Annotated in this window: 12 protein-coding genes; 4 read left to right on the plus strand and 8 right to left on the minus strand. The window is 70.0% G+C overall.

What is annotated here, in order from left to right; genetic code table 11:
• Nucleotides 1-683 precede the first annotated feature (683 nt).
• From HAV39_RS36655 to HAV39_RS36665, 3 genes are all read left to right on the plus strand, one after another.
• Nucleotides 684-1,232 (plus strand): hypothetical protein, encoded by a 549-nt coding sequence (locus HAV39_RS36655; RefSeq protein ID WP_191843757.1) that lies wholly within the window; start codon nucleotides 684-686, stop codon nucleotides 1,230-1,232.
• Between the two features lie 2 nt (nucleotides 1,233-1,234).
• The gene (locus tag HAV39_RS36660) at nucleotides 1,235-2,155 is read left to right on the plus strand and encodes a hypothetical protein (RefSeq protein ID WP_191843758.1); all 921 of its coding nucleotides are present in this window, start codon (nucleotides 1,235-1,237) and stop codon (nucleotides 2,153-2,155) included.
• A gap of 234 nt (nucleotides 2,156-2,389) precedes the next feature.
• Entirely contained in the window at nucleotides 2,390-3,658 is a 1,269-nt protein-coding gene (locus tag HAV39_RS36665; protein ID WP_191843759.1) for a cellulose-binding domain-containing protein, read from the plus strand.
• A gap of 249 nt (nucleotides 3,659-3,907) precedes the next feature.
• Here HAV39_RS36665 and HAV39_RS36670 read toward each other — a convergent pair whose 3' ends face one another.
• Nucleotides 3,908-4,933, minus strand: coding sequence for a fatty acid desaturase family protein (locus tag HAV39_RS36670; RefSeq protein ID WP_191843760.1), 1,026 nt, complete (start codon nucleotides 4,931-4,933; stop codon nucleotides 3,908-3,910).
• 200 nt (nucleotides 4,934-5,133) lie between these two features.
• Between HAV39_RS36670 and murJ the strand changes: the two genes are divergently transcribed.
• Nucleotides 5,134-6,696 carry a murein biosynthesis integral membrane protein MurJ gene (gene murJ, locus HAV39_RS36675; protein ID WP_191843761.1) on the plus strand — a complete coding sequence of 521 codons (1,563 nt, stop codon included), beginning with the start codon at nucleotides 5,134-5,136 and terminating at the stop codon, nucleotides 6,694-6,696.
• Nucleotides 6,697-6,779: 83 nt separating this feature from the next.
• Here murJ and HAV39_RS36680 read toward each other — a convergent pair whose 3' ends face one another.
• The 7 genes from HAV39_RS36680 to HAV39_RS36710 all read right to left on the minus strand — a co-directional run bounded on the left by HAV39_RS36680 (nucleotide 6,780) and on the right by HAV39_RS36710 (nucleotide 18,219).
• Nucleotides 6,780-7,385: a hypothetical protein gene (locus HAV39_RS36680; RefSeq protein ID WP_191843762.1), complete on the minus strand. Its 606-nt coding sequence runs from the start codon at nucleotides 7,383-7,385 to the stop codon at nucleotides 6,780-6,782.
• 115 nt (nucleotides 7,386-7,500) lie between these two features.
• A complete protein-coding gene (locus HAV39_RS36685) occupies nucleotides 7,501-11,802 on the minus strand; it encodes a LamG-like jellyroll fold domain-containing protein (protein ID WP_191843763.1) in 4,302 nt (1,433 codons plus the stop codon).
• Nucleotides 11,803-12,053: 251 nt separating this feature from the next.
• A complete protein-coding gene (locus HAV39_RS36690) occupies nucleotides 12,054-13,550 on the minus strand; it encodes an aldehyde dehydrogenase family protein (protein ID WP_191843764.1) in 1,497 nt (498 codons plus the stop codon).
• A 46-nt stretch (nucleotides 13,551-13,596) separates the two neighbouring features.
• Nucleotides 13,597-14,592: an ABC transporter permease gene (locus tag HAV39_RS36695; protein ID WP_191843765.1), complete on the minus strand. Its 996-nt coding sequence runs from the start codon at nucleotides 14,590-14,592 to the stop codon at nucleotides 13,597-13,599.
• On the minus strand, nucleotides 14,589-16,142 hold the full coding sequence (locus tag HAV39_RS36700) for a sugar ABC transporter ATP-binding protein (protein ID WP_191843766.1): 1,554 nt from the start codon (nucleotides 16,140-16,142) through the stop codon (nucleotides 14,589-14,591). The genes HAV39_RS36695 and HAV39_RS36700 overlap by 4 nt, the downstream gene beginning before the upstream one ends.
• The gene (locus tag HAV39_RS36705; protein WP_203736512.1) at nucleotides 16,139-17,137 is read right to left on the minus strand and encodes an ABC transporter permease; all 999 of its coding nucleotides are present in this window, start codon (nucleotides 17,135-17,137) and stop codon (nucleotides 16,139-16,141) included. Before HAV39_RS36705 ends, HAV39_RS36700 begins: the two co-directional genes overlap by 4 nt.
• A complete protein-coding gene (locus HAV39_RS36710) occupies nucleotides 17,134-18,219 on the minus strand; it encodes a sugar ABC transporter substrate-binding protein (RefSeq protein ID WP_191843767.1) in 1,086 nt (361 codons plus the stop codon). The genes HAV39_RS36705 and HAV39_RS36710 overlap by 4 nt, the downstream gene beginning before the upstream one ends.
• Between the last annotated feature and the right edge of the window lie 79 nt (nucleotides 18,220-18,298).

Here is an 18,298-nt window from a genome sequence, read left to right on the forward strand (position 1 = left end):
CCGAACGGTCGCCCTGCTGTCGTGTGGTCGGCATCGGACACATGTCGTCTCGCCGAAGTCGAGAGGTGCCGCAAGCCGTTGGCCACCACCGGGCTGCTTGTCGTGAGCGGCCGAGCCGGCCACGACATGAGGGCGTACGTGCCTTCACCTCCTCCCTGTTCCGGTTGATCGGAGAGCGCTCTCCCGTCCAGTGCAGACAGTTAAACAGACTCCCTCGCCGTTGTGAAGGCTCATCACGTGCCGACCCGCCGAGGCCGCCGAACCCGAGCGGGAGACGGCGAAGCCTGCCGGCGGGAGACTGACGTTCAGCCATCCGACAATCCACACGACGCGACCGACGGGTCAGCGCGGGCCGCGCCAACGACGGCGGCCGCCGGCCGACCGGCCTCCCGCACCGGCCGGGCCACCCGCGGGGACCGACCGTATCGGCCGAGCGTGGTTGCCGCATCGGCGGCAAGCGCCGACCACCAGCCCGCATGCACAGTCGCCAATGCGACAGGGGCGTGGTCCTCCGCAGTCGCGGCCGGAATCATTCGCCAAATGCCGGTGCGTGAAGCGTCCGCCACGCGAGCGACGCGGAAGAACCCGTAGCGCCTCCACCACCCGCGGCACCGTCGCCGCCTCCGCGACAGATTCCCCCGCACCTTTACAGTCCTGAGCGCGTCAACCTGTACATCACCGGTGTGGCACTCATCGTGTCCGTCCTCGCGCTGGTCGTCACCGCGCTGACGCTCCAGGACCAGCGCCGGGTCAACGAGCTGCAGACCGAGCTCAACAACTTCGAGCGGCAGCGGCAGCTGCGGATCTACGCCTCCCGGGTGTCGACGTGGATCCAGGTCGGCGACGACGCCAGCAGCGTACGGCCACGAGGCCTGGACATCCTGGTCTCCAACCGGTCGCCGGTGCCGGTCAGGTCCGTCACACCGTTCCTCCCGCTGATCGGCGACGACGGCGTCGCCGGCGTCCGCGGCGTGGACGTCGGGGACATCCCGCCGTGTGCCGAGGTCACCTTCCGGGTCTTCGCACGGTCACCGCAATCGATCCAACGCAAGGAGCAGAGCGCGTCCTTCGGCGTGTACGTCGTATTCGCCGAGACCACCAACGTCTGGGCGCTCACCAGCCACGGCCTGGACCTGACCCGGGCCGAGCTGAACCCGGCCGACACGACGGGCGCGCTCGGCTACATCCGGGGAAGCCAAGAGCCCCTCGCAGACTGCGGAGAAGGAGCATGACGATGCGAGCATCCCAGCGCAGCCGACGGGCAGCGGCACTGCTGTCGGCAGCCGCGCTCACCGCGGCGGTCACCGTCGGCTGCGGGACGCCGTCGGACCCGGCCCCGGTGCAGCCGAACGGGTCGGGCAGCGCGGCGGCATCGGCCGCCGGCGAAGCCGCGGCGTGCCCACTGCCGGCCAGGAACGTCCAGGAGCAGACCGCCACTCCGCTGACCTTCAAGATCACCGAGCTCACCAACGGCACCGGCTTCAACTACGCGCTGACCGAGGCGACGCTGCAGAAGTATCCCCAGCTGCTCAGCACGGGACGCACTCCCGAGTGGTCGCTGCAGGACGCCTGGACCGACGGCCTGTTCCTGCTCGGCGGGGCCCGCGCGATGTTCCTCGTGCGCAACTCCGGCACAGAGCCGGTGACCATCACCAATGTGCGGCTCGTGAACATCGCCGAGGAGTGCATGCCACTGGCCATGGCGTACATCATGAACAACGAGGGCGGCGCGGGAGGCGAGTTCGTCGCGCTGACGTTCACCGCCGACGCCGACACGCCACTGGCCTACGAGGAGTCGTCCAACGGCACCGCGACGGTGCCGTACTTCAACGGCAGGACCGTCAAAATCGCCCCGGGCGAGGAGCGGGACTTCACCGTGAAGGTGGGCAGTCTGCGCCGGCCGTACTCCTTCGACCTGGCATTCGACGTCACCACGGGCGGGAGCACCGGGGTGCAGCTGCTGCGCAACGGGAACGTGCCGTTCCGGTTCGCGCCGAGGCTGTGCCCGACGGCGGCCGAACGCGGGCAGTTGACCCCGGACGATCTCGCCTGGATGAAGAGCAAGTTGTTCAAGAACGTGCGATTGAGGGTGGACATCCTGACGATGGCGGAGAAGGACCCGGCCAAGTACTCCGGGCCGTGCAACACCCTGTAGTGGTGACGGCACCCCGTCGATGCTCATGATCACACGAAAGTGGATAAAGCATCGCTGGACGCCGCCCGTCCTGACATTTACACTCATCCATCAGATCTGCTCGCCGTGGGTGCGGCGACGCGGATCCGGGAGCCGGGAGCTGTCCTGCCCCAGCCACGCACCGGGCGTCGGCTGGTCCACAGCGCACCCTCGCCGTCGCGGCCGTTGCCGCACGGCCTCCCGGAAGGATCTTCCATGCACCTGTCCGCACGATGGCGCGCGTCCGCCGCCGCCGTCCTCGCCACGGTCACCGCCGGCATCGGAGCCGTCGCCGCCGCCCCACCCCCAGCCGGCGCGGCCGCCGCCTGCCAGGTCAGCTACCGTGCCGACCAGTGGACCGGCGGCTTCGTCGGTTACGTCAAGCTCACCGCCGGCGACACCGCCATCCACGGCTGGACTGTCGGCTGGACCTGGCCCGGCGACCAGAAGATCACCAACGCCTGGAACGCCTCCGTCACCCAGTCCGGCACCGCCGTCACCGCGGTCAACGCCGCCTACAACGGCGACCTGGCGCCCGGGGCCTCGCTGGAGTTCGGCATGCAGGGCACCTGGGCGGGCAACAACACCGCGCCGACCGCTTTCACCGTCAACGGCGCGCCCTGCGGGGCGACCCCGTCGCCGGTGCCCAGCTCCGCTTCGCCCAGCCCATCGCGCAGCAGCTCACCCAGCCCGTCGGTGAGCCCGTCGCGCAGCACGTCACCGTCGCCGAGCGCCTCCCCCCGACCGTCGGCCAGCCCGTCGGCGAGCCCGTCGCCGTCCGGGCCGCCGCCGGCCGGCTGCACCGGCGCGCTGTGGTGCGACGGCTTCGAGGACCAGACCGGCACTGTGCCGTCGGGCGCGTGGACGCTGGCCTACCCCGACTGCCAGGGCACCGGGTCTGCCGTTGTCGACACCACCGTCGCCAGGTCGGGCAGCCGGTCGGTTCGCGTCGACGGCACCGCCGGCTACTGCAACCACGTGTTCCTGAAGTCGACCCGTGACTTCAGCGCGCTCGGCGGTGTCTGGTACGGCCGGTTCTACGTCAGGCACACCACCGCACTGCCGTCGGCACACGTGACCTTCCTGGCCATGCGCGACGCCGCCGACGGCAACCGGGACCTGCGCGTCGGCGGCCAGAACGCCGCCCTGCAGTGGAACCGCCAGTCCGACGACGCGACCCTGCCCGAGCAGAGCCCGACCGGGGTGGCGCTCAGCCGCCCGCTGCCGGTCGACCGCTGGGTGTGCGTGGAGATCCGGGTCGACGGGCCCGCGGGCCAGGTGCAGACCTGGACAGATGGCAGCGAGGTGGCGGGCCTGCGCGTGGACGGAGTGCCCACCGCCGACGTGGATCGGCAGTGGCTCGCCCGGGCCAACTGGCACCCCAACCTGACCGACCTGCGCCTGGGCTGGGAGAGCTACGGTGAGGGCGCCGACCGCCTCTGGTTCGACGACATCGCGTGGGGCTCGGCTCGCATCGGCTGCTGAGATGGCCAGAGCGCCTTCCTGACCGGCCTGCCGGAGCGCACGACCGGTGGTAGGCGCCAATCCGGACAGACGAACGACGGCAGGCAGGCCCGGAACTCACCGATGATCGCAGCTCGATTGCCGTGGGCGAGCATGAGTTCCGTGCCTGCACCGCCGCCGGCACCGCCGGACCCGGTCCGGGCCACCGACCGGACCACCGTTCGGCCGGTCTGCTCTCGTCGTGCTGTCGGCCAGGCGTCGGGCACCGGCCTACCGTGCTCGCAGTGGCGCCCCGACGCGGTGCAGATGCGTCAGCGCCTGCCGATAGGACGCGACGAGGCCCGACTCCGCATAGGGCACTCCGATTTCGGCGCAGTACGCCCGCACGATCGGCTTGGCCCGGCGCAGGTTCGGCGTGGGCATGTTCGGGAACAGGTGGTGCTCGATCTGGTGGTTGAGCCCGCCGAGCACCAGGTCGAGCAGCCGCCCGCCGGACACGTTGCGGGACGTGATCACCTGCTTGCGCAGGTAGTCCATGTCGTCGGTGGCCATCGGCATGCCTTTGTGGTTGGGCGCGAACGTGCAGCCGAGGTAGAGGCCGAACAGCCCTTGGTGGACGGCGATGAAGGCGAGAGCCTTGCCAGGCGGCAGCATCGCGACAGTGACGCCGAGATAGCCGACCACGTGCACGGTGAACAGCGCGATCTCCGCCGCCCGGTGCCGGATCCCGCGCCGGCGCAGGGCACGCGCGCCGGCCACATGCAGGTTCAGCCCCTCCAGCAGCAGCAGCGGGAAGAACAGGTATGCCTGGTAGCGACCGATGAGGCGGGGCACGCCCTTGCTGGCCCGCGCCTGGTCGGTGGACCAGATCAGGATGTCGGGCGAGACGTCGGGGTCGTGGTCCTCGTGGTTCGGGTTGGCGTGGTGGCGGGTGTGCTTGTCCATCCACCAGCCGTAGCTCATGCCGATGCCGAGATTGCCGGCGAGGAGCCCGGCGATCTCGCTCGGCCTGCGGGAGGTGAAGACCTGACGGTGTGCGAGGTCGTGGGCGACGAGGGCCACCTGGGCGTAGACCACGGCGAGCGCGGCGGCGACGAGCAGCTGCCACCACGAGTCGCCGATCAGCGCGAAGGCCGCCCACGCCCCGGCGTACGCCGCGACGACGAGGGTGATGCGTAGCGCGTAGTAGCCGGGTTGCCGGTCGAGCAGGCCGGCTTTCTTGATCCGCTCCGACAGGTGCGCGAAGTCGCTGCCCCGGTTGGCGGGAGGGCGGTCCGCGATCATGGCTTGGCTCATGTGTCGAGCCTCGCGAACGTGACCTTGACAAGGAATCCCGCACGCCCCCTGCTCGGAGGTAGGGACAACCACCCGTCGACCAGGTTCGCCGCCGACCGCATCCCCTGCACCGACTGTTGACGGGGCTGCGTCCGAAGCATCGATGCGTTAGGAATGTCGGCGTGGCAAAGGAACCGACACTCGGACAGGCGAGCCGCGGCATGGCTGTCGCGACGCTCGCGGCCCGGGCGACCGGATTCCTGCGGATCGTGGTGATCGCGGCAGCGCTGGGCATGGGCACCGAACTACTCGACAACTACAACGTCGCCAACACGCTGCCCAACGCGGTGTACGAGCTGGTGGTCGGCGGGGCGATGGCAAGCGTCGTGGTGCCGCTGCTGGTGCGGGCGTCGTTGTCCGAACCCGACGACGGTGTGGAGTACGCTCAGCGCCTACTGACCCTGATGGTGTATGGCCTGAGCCTGGTCACCCTCGTCGCGCTGCTGGCCGCACCGCTGTTGATCGACCTCCTCGCGCCCGGCTTCACCGCCGCGCAGCGAAGTCAGGCACTGGTGTTCAGCCGGTTCTTCCTACCCCAGATCCTGTTCTACGGAGTCAGCGCCACCGCTGGAGCCGTGCTGAACATCCGCGGCCGCTTCACCGCCCCGATGTGGGCCCCGCTGTGCAACAACGTGGTGCTCATCGCGGTCGGGCTGATCTACCTCGTCATCTGGCCGACGGTGGGAACGGGCGACCTGACCACGGGACAGACGCTGCTGCTGGCACTCGGCACCACGGCGGGAGTCTTCGCCCAGATGGCGCTGGTGCTGTACTACCTGATGCGCAGCGGATTTCCGCTGCGGGCGCGCTGGAACCCACGAGGCTTGGCGGTCCGCCGCATCGGCCGGCTCGGCGCCTGGGTGCTGATCTCGGTCGTGGCCGGCCAGGTGCTGCTCGCCATGGCCACCCGGGCCGCGTCACTGAGCGGGCCGGGCGGCGTCACCGCATACCAGAGCGCGTATGCGATCTTCCAGGTGCCGTTCGCGGTCATCGCGGTGTCGGTGATGACCGCGATGCTGCCGCGCCTGAGCCGCAGCGCGGCTCAGCTCGACCATGCGCAGGTCGTCGAAGACCTGTCCCGTACCTTACGAGTCGCCGCGGTGGCGATGGCACCGATCGCGGTGGCGATGATAACCCTCGGACGGCCACTGGCCGCCCTGCTGTTCGAGCATGGCCGCAGCGTGGCGTCGACGGTGAGCCTGCTGGGCGCGGTCGTGACGGTGTTCGGGTTCACGCTGCTGCCCTTCACCGGGTATTCGATCATGGTCCGAGGCTTCTACGCCCTGCAGGACACCAAGACACCTGCACTGATCAGTGCGGGAGTCGCGACGATCGGCGTGGCCGGATGCGCTGGTGCCATCTGGCTGCTGCCGCGCGCCGACATTGTTCTCGGCGTGCCCGCGGCATATGCCATCGCGTACAGCGCCGGACTGCTCGTCTCTGCCGCCTTGCTGCGCCGCCGCCTCGGCCGCATCGACGGTCGACGGCTGATCGCCACGCACCTGCGGACCCTCGGCGCGGCCGCCATCAGTGCGGCGTGCGCGATCCTCGCCACGCGGGCGCTGACCCCGGTCGTGGGCAACGGCTGGACCGCGTCACTGACTGTGCTCGCCGCCGCCGGAGCGGCCGGGATCGTCGGCTATGTCGCCGCCGGTCTGCTGCTGCGCCTGACCGAACTGCGCCAGGTGGGCAATGTCGCGGCAGCCGGCATGCCACGCACCTGACGGAGTGGCACGAACGTGCGGCCGGCCAGGACGGACGGTGCCCGGCCACGAGGGTGCCCGTCCCTGGCGTCCGCCGTCGCGGATCAGCTCAGCACGGTCCAGGCAAGCACGGCCGAGCCGGCTCCGGCCAGGACTCCGGCGCCGATCTGCGCGGGATCGTGCGCGCCCAGGCGTAGGCGCGCCCAGCAGACCACCGCCACCATCAACCACGAGACGGCACCGGGGCCGCCGAGGGCCGCAGTCAGCACCACGGCCGCCGCGGACACCGTCGCCGCGTGTGCCGACAGCTTCCACCACAGGTTGACCAACGTGGTCACGGCCAGTGCGGCACCGAGGGCCGCGACGGTGGCGCGCAACGGGGCGGGCGCGTTCAGGAACGTCAGGAGGCCGAGACCGGCGGCGACCGAGACTACCGACAGACCGAGCGGCGCGGCGCGCTCCTCACGCCGGTCCATGTGGTGATTGCTCAGCCTGCCCCGCCGGACGCCGCCGAGGATGATCAACAGCGGTATCCCGGCGGTGAATACGCAGGCCAGCAGCCCCCACAGCGCGCCGCCCCAGCCCGCCGCGACGGCGCCGACCGCCGGCGGCAGCACCAGGGAGAAGATGCCCGGGTGCAGGACCTCGGAGACGAGCGCTGCGGCGCGGCCGGAACCGGTGGCCCGGGGTGGCGCGATGGTGTCGGTCATGCGAGGTGTCCCTGCTCTTCGAGATCGTCGGCGGCGCCGACGGTATCCGGCTCAGTCCCGGCACGGGACGTGGGCCCCGGGAACTTCCCCGGAGCCCACGTCGTCGTGTCATCGCTTACCGGCGACCCTGGTGCAGCTGTGTCACCTGCTCGGCGCTGAGCTCGTAACCGTACAGCCGGAAGTCGTCGATCAACCCGTCGAACCTGGCATCTCCCCAGCTCGTGCCACCGACGAAGTTGGCCGTGGTGGTGCCGCCCACGCCCACGTCACCGATGCCGATGGTGAAGTCGGTACGAGTGGCCTGCAGAACGCCGTTGAAGTAGATCTTTCCGGTCGATCCGTTCATCGTGAACACCACGTGCGTCCAGGCATTGAGAGGCAGGTCCCTGCCCGCACCGAGCAGGAGCCGTTCCTGCGTGGCCACCCCCGGTGCCTTGAACGTGGCCCCGAACCCGGTGGTCGTGCCGTTCGTGGACGACTGGAGCAGGAAGAACGTGTCCGTGCTGCTGCCGATCTGGACCAGCGGCACCCAGCTCGGCAGCGTGTCCGGCCGTGCCCAGAAGGACACGGTGAACTGCTCGTCCAGTCCGGCCGCGATGTTGTCGGCCATCTTCACGTGGTTGTTCGTGCTCGCGGCGCCGCCCGGCAGCGACACCGCGCTGCCGTACTGGCCGGCCGTGCTCCAGCCGGTGGTACCCAGGAAGGAGGCTGCGCCGATCGACGACTTCGCGCCCGTGTTCGCGGCGGAGGTGCCCGTGTTCTCGTCGAAGGTGTACCGGACGGCGACTCCTTCGTTGTACATCGCCGCCACGTCCGCCGCGGTCAGCGTGGACGTGTACAGGCGTACGTCGTCCATCAGGCCGTCGAACGCCGCATCCCCGTAGCCGTTGCGACCCAGCCAGTTGTTGGCGGTCGGGCCGACCTCGGTCATGCCGACGGTCAGGTCGGTGCGCGTCGCGATCACCACGCCGTTGAGGTACAGCGTGCCGATCGAGCCCTGCCGGGTGAAGGCCACGTGGTTCCACTGGTTGACGGCCACGTCCTGCGCCGGAGTGGCGAAGACCCGCTCCTCGGGGCCGGTCTTGCCCTTGAAGGTGACGGCGAGTCCGGTGCTGCCACTGGCCTGGGTCTGCATCTGGATCTGGTAGTAGCTCCCGGCGGAGCCGAGTCCGTCACCGATGTGGAACAGGCCGGTCCAGTTGGACTTCGTGTCGGGGCGGACCCACAGGCTGGTGGAGAAGTTCGCCGCGCCCTGCAGCAGGTTGTCCGGCAGGTCCACCGCGTTCGCGGTGCTGCCGCCGGGCAGGTTGACCGCCTTGCCGAGGACACCGTTGACGGACCAGCCGGTGGTGCCGGTCAGCACGGCAGCCCCTACCCCGCTGACGGAGCCGGTGTTGGCGGCCGTGGTGCCCGTGCCCTCCTCGAACTCGTATCGCACCGGGATGCCCGTGGCGGGCGGCGGAGCGTTGTCGCCGACGATGACCAGGTCGTCGATCATCAGGCTGGCGCCACCGGTCCCTGTCAGGGCGAGCGTCTGCGAGGCGGTCGCGGCCGTGAAGGTGCCGGAGTAGGTGCCGTAGGCGGCTGTCGACGGCTGCGCTGTCGTGGCGGTGAGCGTGGTGCTCAGGCTGCCGATCGACAGGGTGGCCGTCGCGGCGGCGGTCCCGGATGATCGGGCGTCGCGGGCGTAGCGCAGCGATATCCGGTAGGTGGCCCCGGGGGTGAGGTCGCTGACGGTGCGCCTGATGCTGCCCGAGGTGCCCAGGGAGAGCTGGTAGCCGGTGAAGCCGAGGCCGCCCTGGCCGGTGGCGTTGCCGCGCACCAGCTGGACCTGGCTCTGGACCGTCCACGGCACCATCCGGCTGTTGCCGGCGGCGACGTCGACCGTCGCGGGCGGGTTGTTGGTGCGCCACTCGGCGGGCAGGCGCGGGTACTCGAACTGGTCGACGACCCGCGGGTTGAGCTGCGTCATGATGACCGCGGGGTCGATCTTGACGATCTTCGCGACCGACGGGGTGCCGGCGGCGTCGAAGACGAACAGCATGTACGAACCCGCCGGCGCGTAGTTGCCGTTCAGCGGCGAGTTGATGGTGACCGTCCCGCCGGACTGGCTGAACGCCAGGTTCTGGAAGTTCTGGTCGTTGTTGAACCCGTGCGTCACGGAGCCGTTGCGGACCAGCGCGACCTTGGAGACCGTACCCGTCGCGGTGATCTGGAAGGTGCCGTTGTAGCCGATCTTCGCCGGCGCGGTGTTGATCACCGGGCGAGGCGCGGCGTTGTTGCTGTCGAACAGGTACGACGGGGAGTAGTACTCCACATCGGTGTAGTTACGCGGACCGGGCGCGCCACCGCCGCCGATCATCACCCGGCCGTCGGGCAGGAGCAGGGCGGTGGAGTGGTAGAGCCGGGCCCGCTCGGCCGGGATGACGACCTCGGTCCAGGCGCCGGTGTCCGGGTTCCAGATCTCGGGGTTGGTGACGTATCCGCCGTTGCCGTTGTTCTCCCGGCCGCCGCCGGTGACCAGCACCCGGCCGTCGGGCAGCAGCGTCGAGGTCGCCCAGTGCCGCTGGTACTTCATCGGCTGGGTCGCCGTGACGACCGGGTTGGCGGTGCCGCCGGTGATGTCGACGACGAAGCCGGCGCGGGCGCCGTCGGGGCCGCCGCCGTTACCCCACCAGCCGCCGCCGACCTGCAGTATCTTGCCGGGGCGGAACATCGTGGCGGTGGACGTGGCGCCGACCGGGTTGCCGTTGGCGCCCTGGTTGGAGATGTTGGTGGGCAGGGTGCCGCGCAGCGTCAGCTGGCCGGTGCCGCTGTTGCCGTACGGGTTGAGCTCGTACATCTGCGTGCCGGTGATGTTGAACAGCGTCCCGGTCGTCGGGGACACGAACGCGCGCGGGTACCACCAGCGGTTCTCGTCCGCGCCGGCGTGGTCGGACCCGCCGTCGCCGTACGCGGCCGAGTTCGTCGCCCCGGTGAGCTTCTTCCAGCCCGAGCCCTGCTCCGGGGTGTAGATCTCCGGGGTGAGCACGCCGCGCCCGCCCGGCCCGCCGGTGAGGCTGCCACCCTGCACGACGACGTCGCCGTTGGGCATGGTGGTTCCGGTCGGGTACCAGCGGGGGTAGTTCATGGGCGCTTCGTTCTGCAGCCCGTTGTTCGTGGTGTAGCTGGTGACGCCGATGGCGCCGTCGTTGGGCGAGTTGCCGCCCATGCCGTCGTCGCCGCCGACCGTCATGGTGGAGTGGTCGTGCGGCGACTGCACCTGCATGGCGCAGAACAGGTCGGTGTACGTGGTGTTCGGCAGGATGCCGTTGCGCAGGTTCGCCAGGGTGCGCGGCTGGGCGGGATCCCAGACGTCGACCTCCATCTGGCCGCCCTGCGTGACCGAGTCGTTGCCGGTCCAGTCGTACGGCGTGGTGTCGGTGCCCCAGCCGCCGACGCTGCCGAACGACTGCACCCGGCCGTCGGAGGTCAGCGCCATGTTGATCGGGACCAGCGGCCACGGGGTGACGCCGCTCCAGGAGCCGGCCTGGTCCTTGGTCGGCGGCGAGCAGTCCGCGGCCAGCAGCTTCGCGGCGTAGGCGAGGCCGTTCTTCATCTGGGCGAGCATGTAGGACTCGCTGTACGCGGTGCCCTCGTGGCCCATGGAGGTGTACCAGGACCGGCCGGAGTCGATCGTCTGGCACCAGGTGACCGGGTGCATGGAGCCCTGGCGGCCCATGCCGTAGGAGGACTCGTCGGCCTGGATGAGGGTGCGCACCCAGGGCGCCGGGTTGACGACCCAGTCGTACCACTCGTCGCTGCGGGTGAGGCTGGCCGTCACACCCTGGGTGAGCGGGTGGCTGGTGTTCGTCACGAACACGCGGCCCGGCCGCACGCCCGGGTTCTCCGGGTGTCCTTCGGAGACGGCGCCGACGAGGCGGGCGTAGAACGGGTTGACGTCGTGCTCGCTCTCACCGACCGACCAGCCGGTGTAGTGCAGGCCCATGAAGCCGCCGCCGCCGCGGATGTAGGCCTCCAGCGCGGAGCGCTGCGAAGCGTTGAACAGGACGCCACCGGTCTGCGCGAAGACGACCGTGTCGCGGATGGCGAGGTTCGCGGTGTTGAACGCCGCGGGGTCCTCGGTCTCCTGGATGTCCACCGGCTGGCCGTACTGCGTGCCGAGCTGGTTGGCCAGGTCCCGCACGGCCTGGCGGGCCTGCACGTTGGAGGCGTGGAAGTTGGGCTTGTAGAACAGCAGGACGCTGAGCCGGCCGTCGTTGTCGGGGGCTGCGTGCGCGGCGACGGGGCCGGTCAGCAAACCGGCGACCGTGGCCAGCGCGACGAACGTCGCGGCGGCGCGGCCGGACAGACCCGCGGACCATCGTTCGAGTTGCGCAAATAGGAGGGAGCGGGCAGACCTGCGGGGCACTTTCATAAGAGATCCCTTGAGGTTCGGCGGGCGTGACGGCGAGGACGGATTCCGCCACGGAAGCCTGAACGTAAGACACTCGTGAATGGAATGTCAAGAACTGGGTCTACATACATGAACAAGGTTTTCTCTTCGTTCTTATATGTGAACCCAGACTCGATCCCGGCGCCGGCCGACATGGAGGTAGGCCCGCCGGAAGGATCTCCGGGGGCCTACCTTCGGTCACTCACCTCGCTCACCTCGGCGGTGAGCTCAGCTCATCGCAGCTCGGCGATGACGGTCTTGAGTTCGGTGTAGTCGTCCAGGCCGAACGAGCCGAGCTCGCGCCCCCAGCCCGACTGCTTGAAGCCACCGCGCGGCAGCGTGACATCGTCGGCGTGCCACGTGTTGAGCCACACCGTGCCGGCCCGCAGGCGGGCGCCGACGCGGTGCGCGGTGCCGATGTTCTGCGACCAGACGCCCGCGGCGAGCCCGTACACCGTGTTGTTCGCGGCCGCGACGACCTCGTCCTCGGTGTCGAACGGAATCGCCGTCACGACCGGGCCGAAGATCTCGTCGGTCTGCACGGCCATCTGCTCGTTCACCGATGTGATGAGCGTCGGCGCCACGAAGAAGCCGCGATCACCGACAGCGTCGGCGCTGCCCGCGTTCAGCACGGCGCCTTCGGCCACCGCGCCCCGGATGTAGCCCAGCACCTTCTCGTGCTGCTCCTTGGAGACCAGCGGGCCCATGTGCGAGGCCGGGTCGAAGCCGTCGCCCACCCTGATCGCTCGGGCAGCCGCGGCCACTCCCTCGACGACCTGGTCGAAGACACCGCGCTGGACGTACAGGCGCGAGCCGTTGACGCAGCACTGCCCCTCGTTGAAGTAGCCGCCGAGCACCGCGCCGGCGATGGCGGCGTCGATGTCGGCGTCATTGAAGATGATGTTGGGCGCCTTGCCGCCGAGCTCCAGGGAGACCTTCTTCAGGTTGCCCGAGGCCGCGGCGGCGATCTTCTTGCCGACCTCGGTGCTGCCGGTGAAGGCGACCTTGTCCACACCGTGGTGGTCGACCAGCGCGGCCCCGGTGTCACCGAAGCCGGGCAGGATGTTCACGACACCGGCCGGCACGCCGGCCTCGAGCAGCAGCTCACCGAGGCGCAGTGCGGTCAGCGGAGTCTGCTCGGCCGGCTTGAGGATGACCGTGTTGCCCGCGGTGATCGCCGGGACAATCTTGAAGCAGGCCATCAGCAGGGGGAAGTTCCACGGCACGATGCCCGCGACGACGCCGACCGGCTCGCGGCGGGTGTAGGCGTGGAACTCGCGGCCCGGCACGGACATCGGGATGGACGTGCCCTCCATCTTGGTCGCCCAGCCCGCGAAGTAGCGGAAGAGCTCGGCGGAGATCGCGACGTCACCGTCGCGGGCCGCCTCGACGCGCTTGCCGTTGTCGAGGGCCTCCAGCTGGGCGAACTCCTCGGCGTGGGCATCGATGAGATCACCGATGCGCCACAGCAGGTGGGAGCGCTCGCGCGGGGTCATCTTCGACCACGGGGAGGGCGACTCGAACGCCGTGCGCGCCGCCACGACCGCACGGTCCACGTCGACGGCGGACGCGTGCGCGACCTGGACAAGCACCTCCTCGGTCGACGGGTTGACGGTGGCGAACGTCCTGCCGTCCTTCGCGTCCACCCACTCGCCGCCGATGAGCAGCTGCTTGGGCGCGGACAGGAACGAGCGGACGGCGGGCAGGAGCGTGGAGTTCTCGTGGGACATGGTGGCCTTCCGTATGTGCGGTTACCTGGGTCGGGATTCGGCTCGGCTATTTGATGATCGACACCTTCGACCAGTCGAGGGTCAGTGCGACGGCGACGACGATGATCACGCCGTACAGGATCTGCTCGTAGGCGGACGGCACACCGACGATCGGCAGGCCGACCCGCAGCAGCGTCACGACGAACGCGCCGGCAAGGCTGCGCCACAGGCTGCCGTGACCGCCGGTGATCGCGGTGCCGCCGACGACGATCGCCGCGACCGCCGGCAGCAGCAGGTTGTCGGCCATGGTCGGCCCGCCGCTGAACTGCCGCGAGACCAGCATGACCGCGGCGAACCCGGCGCAGGCGCCGGAGACGCAGAACGCACCGATCTTCACGAGGTCCACGGGGGTGCCGGCGAGCCGCGCTGCCGACTCGGCGTAGCCGGTGGCCGAGACCCAGCTCTGCAGCGGGGTCGCCTTGAGGATCGCCGCGAGCAGGGCGACGACGAGCAGCGCCATGGCGGCCGACATCGGCACGTAGCCGCCGACGTAGAGTTCGAGCCACTTGACCGGCGAGTCGTCGACGACCCGCACGGTGCCGGCGCCGGAGACGACGAGGGCGACCGCGGACAGGATGCTCATCCCGCCCAGGGTGACGATGAACGACGGGATCCGTAGCAGTACATGCGCCACGCCCTGCACCGCGCCGATCGCCGCGGCGACGGCGATGACGGCCGGGGTGGCCAGGCCGCCGAGGTTCGGCAGCCAGAGTGCCAGCAGGACGGTCGACAGCGAGGCCAGCGCCGCGATGGACAGATCGATGCCACCGCACAGGACGATGAGCGTCGCCCCCGCGGCGAGCACGATGAGCGGGGCGGCGGTCCGCGCCACCGCGGTCAGGCTGCGCTGGGTCAGGAAGTCCGGGTCGGCGATCGTCAGGGCCACCACCAGGGCGACCAGGGCGATGAGCGGCATGAACCCGGTGAGCCGGTTGGCTTGGCGGGGGCCATTTCTGCCGGTCGCGGGTTCGGCGACCGGCTGCATGGCGACGGGAGTGCTCATACCATCTCTTTCACGAGGTCCAGAGGGGTCGGCTTGCCGCCGTTCGGGCAGGCGACCTCGGTCACGACCCGTCCGTCGTTCATGACCAGGATGCGGTCGGCCATGCCGATGGCCTCCTCGAGGCTGTCGGCCAGCAGCACGGTGGCGACGCCACTGGTGGCGAGCTCACGCATCAACCGATAGACCTCCGAGCGGGCGCCGATGTCCAGGCCGCGGGTCGGGTGGTCGAGCAGGAGCAGCCGGATGCCGTCGCCGATCAGCCATCGGGCCAGGACCACCTTCTGCTGGTTGCCGCCGGACAGCCGCTGGATGGGGGTGTCGCGGCCGGGCGTGCGGATGGACAGCCGCTCGATCCAGCGGTCCACCAGGCCGGCCTGCTTCTTCGGCGCCACGAACGGGCCCGCGCAGCGGGCCTTCTGCTTGGTCAGGGTCATGTTCTCGGCCACCGACATCGGGCCGACCATGCCTTCGATCTTGCGTTCGGCGGGCACGTAGCCGATGCCGGCGGCGCAGGCGGCGCGGGTGTTCGGCAGGCTGATCTTCTTGCCGTCCATCCGGATCTCACCGGCGCTCGTCGGCTCGATGCCGAACAGCGCCCGGCAGACGTCCTCGCGGCCGGAGCCGTGCACGCCGACGATCGCCACGATCTCGCCCGCGGCGACGTCGAGGTCGATGTCGCGGAACGACTTGCCCGACAGCCCGCGTACGGACAGCCGGGGCTGCTCGGACGCGACGGAAGCGGCGGCGTTCTCGTGGTAGTGGTCGTCGGACCCGGTGGATCCGATCATCATCCGGTGCAGCTCGCGCGGGACGGCGCCGGCCGTGGCGACCTCGCCGACCGACTGGCCGCCGCGCAGCACGCTCACCCGATCGCACACGTCCAGCACCTCGTCGAGGCGGTGGGAGACGAAGACGACCGAGGCGAACTCGCGCAGCCGGCGGATCTGCGCGAACAGGGTGTCGATCTCCTTGGACTCCAGGACCGAGGTCGGCTCGTCCAGGATGATGACCGGCGGGTGCTGGCTGCGCTGCTCGATGCGCAGCACCTTGGCGATCTCGACCATCTGCCGGTCGGCGAAGGACAGGGTGTCGGTGCGGGCCAGGGGGTCGATCTTCGAGCCGATCTTGTCGAGCTGCTCCTGAGCCAGGCGGCGCATCACGTCCCAGCGGTAGACGCCGCGACGGACCGCGGGCCCTTCGCCGCCGAGCAGGATGTTCTCTGCCGCGGTCAGGTTCGGCACCAGGGACTGCTCCTGGAACACCATGCCGATGCCGTGGTCGGCGGCGTCGACGACGCTGCGCAGCTTGACGGCCTCGCCGCGCACGTAGATCTCGCCGGCGTCCGGGGTGACCAGACCGACCAGCGCTTTGAGCAGCGTGGACTTGCCCGCGCCGTTCTCGCCGGCCAGGCCCAGCACCTCGTGTTGATGGACCACCAGGTCGACGCCGTCGAGAGCCTTCACACCCGGGTAGTGCTTGACGAGGCCGCGGACCTCCAACGCCGGCACCGGCGCGGACGTCGTGGGTTCCCGCTGGTCTGGGACGCTCACTTGACCACCTGGTTTCTTCGACGCTGCGGGATGACCGCGGCGGCGACCGCGGCCACGACGATGAGGCCCTCGACGCCGCCCTGCCAGTAGGGGCTGACGCCGACCTGCACGAGGCCGTTGGTGAGCACCATGACCAGCACGACACCCACGGCGGAGTGCAGGATGCCGCCCCGGCCCCCGGTGAGCAGGGTGCCGCCGACGACGGCGGCGGTGATGGCAGAGAAGTCGTATCCGTTGCCGGCCTGGACGAGACCGGCGCCGAGCTGGCTGGTCACCATGACCCCGGCCAGCCCGTAGAAGGCGCCGGCGAGGGTGAAGACCGCGACCTTGTACGGCTTGACCCTGACGCCGGAGAGCGTCAGCACTTCCTCGGCGCCGCCGATCGCGAAGGCGTACCGGCCGAGCCGGGTGTAGCGCTGGACGAGCCAGCCCACCAGGATGCACGCGGCGGCGATCCAGGTGAGATAGGACAGGCCCAGGAAGCGTTCGATGGCCCAGCTCTTGAGCATGGTGTCGGAGATGTTGGGCTGGACGCCGGCGAACAGCAGGGTCGCGACGCCGAGCCCGATGGCCGACACGCCCAGCGTGGCCATGAACGACGGCACCTTCAGCAGGACAAGCGCGAGCCCGCTCAGGCAGCCGAACGCGCAGCCCAGCACGATCGCGGCCAGGACGCCGACGAGACCGAAGTCGTTGTCGTTGCGGTTGTTGGCCACCAGCAGCGACACGGTCAGCGCGGAGGCGCCCATCACGCCGGCGGACGACAGGTCGATCGAACCCATCATCAGCACGAACGTGATGCCGCAGGTGACGACGGCGAGCACCGCGGCGGCGTCCACGATGTTCTGGACGTTGTCGATGCTGCGGAACTGCGGGCTCAGGACCGCGAACACCGCGAAGATGACGACGAGCGCGACCGGCGGGCCGGCGTCTCGAAACGCCGCGCCCCGCCGAATGATCCGGCGAGACGCGGCGACCCCGGTGGTGACCGTCACTTCAGGGGCCCGGCCACGCGCTTGAAGACGTTGGCGCAGTCGAAGTCCGCCGGGTCCGTCTTCGGCTGGGCGAAGCTGGCGGCGTTGTCCTTGGTGATGAGGAACTGCTCGGCGAAGAACGCCCGGTTGTCGGCGGCAATGTCCTTGACCTGCAGCTTGCCGGTGGCGACGCAGAAGCCGATCGCCAGGCCGATGCCGCCCTGCCAGGTGCCGTCGCTGGAGACGGTCGCGGTCATGGATCCGCTCTGGACCGCCGCGACGGCGTCGGGCACGGCGTCGATACCGACGACCGCGACCTTGCCGGCCTTGCCTGCCTGCTGGAGTGCCTCCAGGGCGCCGAGCGCCATGTCGTCGTTGGCGGCCCAGATGCCCTTGACCTTGTCGCCGTGCTTGGTCAGCAGCGTCTTGGTGACCGTCAGCGCCTCGGCGCGCGAGAAGTTGGCGGTCTGCTGGTCGAGCAGCTGCACACCGGTGTTCGCCTTGAGCGACTCCTGCAGGCCGGCGAACCGGTCCTTGGCGGCCGCGGTGTCCAGGACGCCCTGCAGCGCGATGATGCCGCCCGAGCCGCCGATCGACTTGGCGAGCGCGTCACCGATCTGCTTGCCGGACTCGACGCCGTTGTAGGTGATGTGGCTGATCCACGTCTGGTAGTCGGCCGGCTTCAGGTCGGCCGGCTTGTTCCACTGGGTGACCAGGTAGGCACCGGCTTTGTCGGCGCCCTTGACGATCGGCGCGGTGTCCGAGTCGCCGTTGGGGAGCACGTTCATGACCAGGCACTTGGTGTCGCCGGCCAGCAGCTGGCTGATCTGCTCCTGCTGCTTGGTGGAGTCGCCGCCGTAGGTGAGGCGCTGCTGGGTGAGGCCGACGGTCTTGGCGAAGGCGTCGCCGCCGGCCAGCCACGAGGCTTCGTACGGGTTGGACTCGTTGCGGACCTGGCCGACCAGCTTGACGTCGGCCGGCTTGCAGGCGCCCGCGCCGGCGGGGTCGTTCTCCCCGGCCGGGGCCTCGCTGCAGGCGGCCAGGCCGACGACTGCCAGGGACAGGGTCAATAAGACTGCGGTGGGACGAAACGCGATCTTCACGGTGATCCTCGATCTCTTCAGTGCCGGAAAATCCGGCTGGGGGTGGCACAAATCGAGCGAGAAACCTGCCGCCAGGTGG

Source organism: Catellatospora chokoriensis, assembly GCF_011297315.1.
GTDB lineage: Bacteria > Actinomycetota > Actinomycetes > Mycobacteriales > Micromonosporaceae > Catellatospora > Catellatospora citrea.

Bases quoted from the DNA above. Each gene is read 5' to 3' on its own strand.
- HAV39_RS36660 (WP_191843758.1), top strand. From the start codon at position 1,235: ATGCGAGCATCCCAGCGCAGCCGACGGGCAGCGGCACTGCTGTCGGCA.
- HAV39_RS36665 (WP_191843759.1), top strand. From the start codon at position 2,390: ATGCACCTGTCCGCACGATGGCGCGCGTCCGCCGCCGCCGTCCTCGCC.
- HAV39_RS36670 (WP_191843760.1), bottom strand. From the start codon at position 4,933: ATGAGCCAAGCCATGATCGCGGACCGCCCTCCCGCCAACCGGGGCAGC.
- murJ (WP_191843761.1), top strand. From the start codon at position 5,134: ATGGCTGTCGCGACGCTCGCGGCCCGGGCGACCGGATTCCTGCGGATC.
- HAV39_RS36680 (WP_191843762.1), bottom strand. From the start codon at position 7,385: ATGACCGACACCATCGCGCCACCCCGGGCCACCGGTTCCGGCCGCGCC.
- HAV39_RS36685 (WP_191843763.1), bottom strand. From the start codon at position 11,802: ATGAAAGTGCCCCGCAGGTCTGCCCGCTCCCTCCTATTTGCGCAACTC.
- HAV39_RS36690 (WP_191843764.1), bottom strand. From the start codon at position 13,550: ATGTCCCACGAGAACTCCACGCTCCTGCCCGCCGTCCGCTCGTTCCTG.
- HAV39_RS36695 (WP_191843765.1), bottom strand. From the start codon at position 14,592: ATGAGCACTCCCGTCGCCATGCAGCCGGTCGCCGAACCCGCGACCGGC.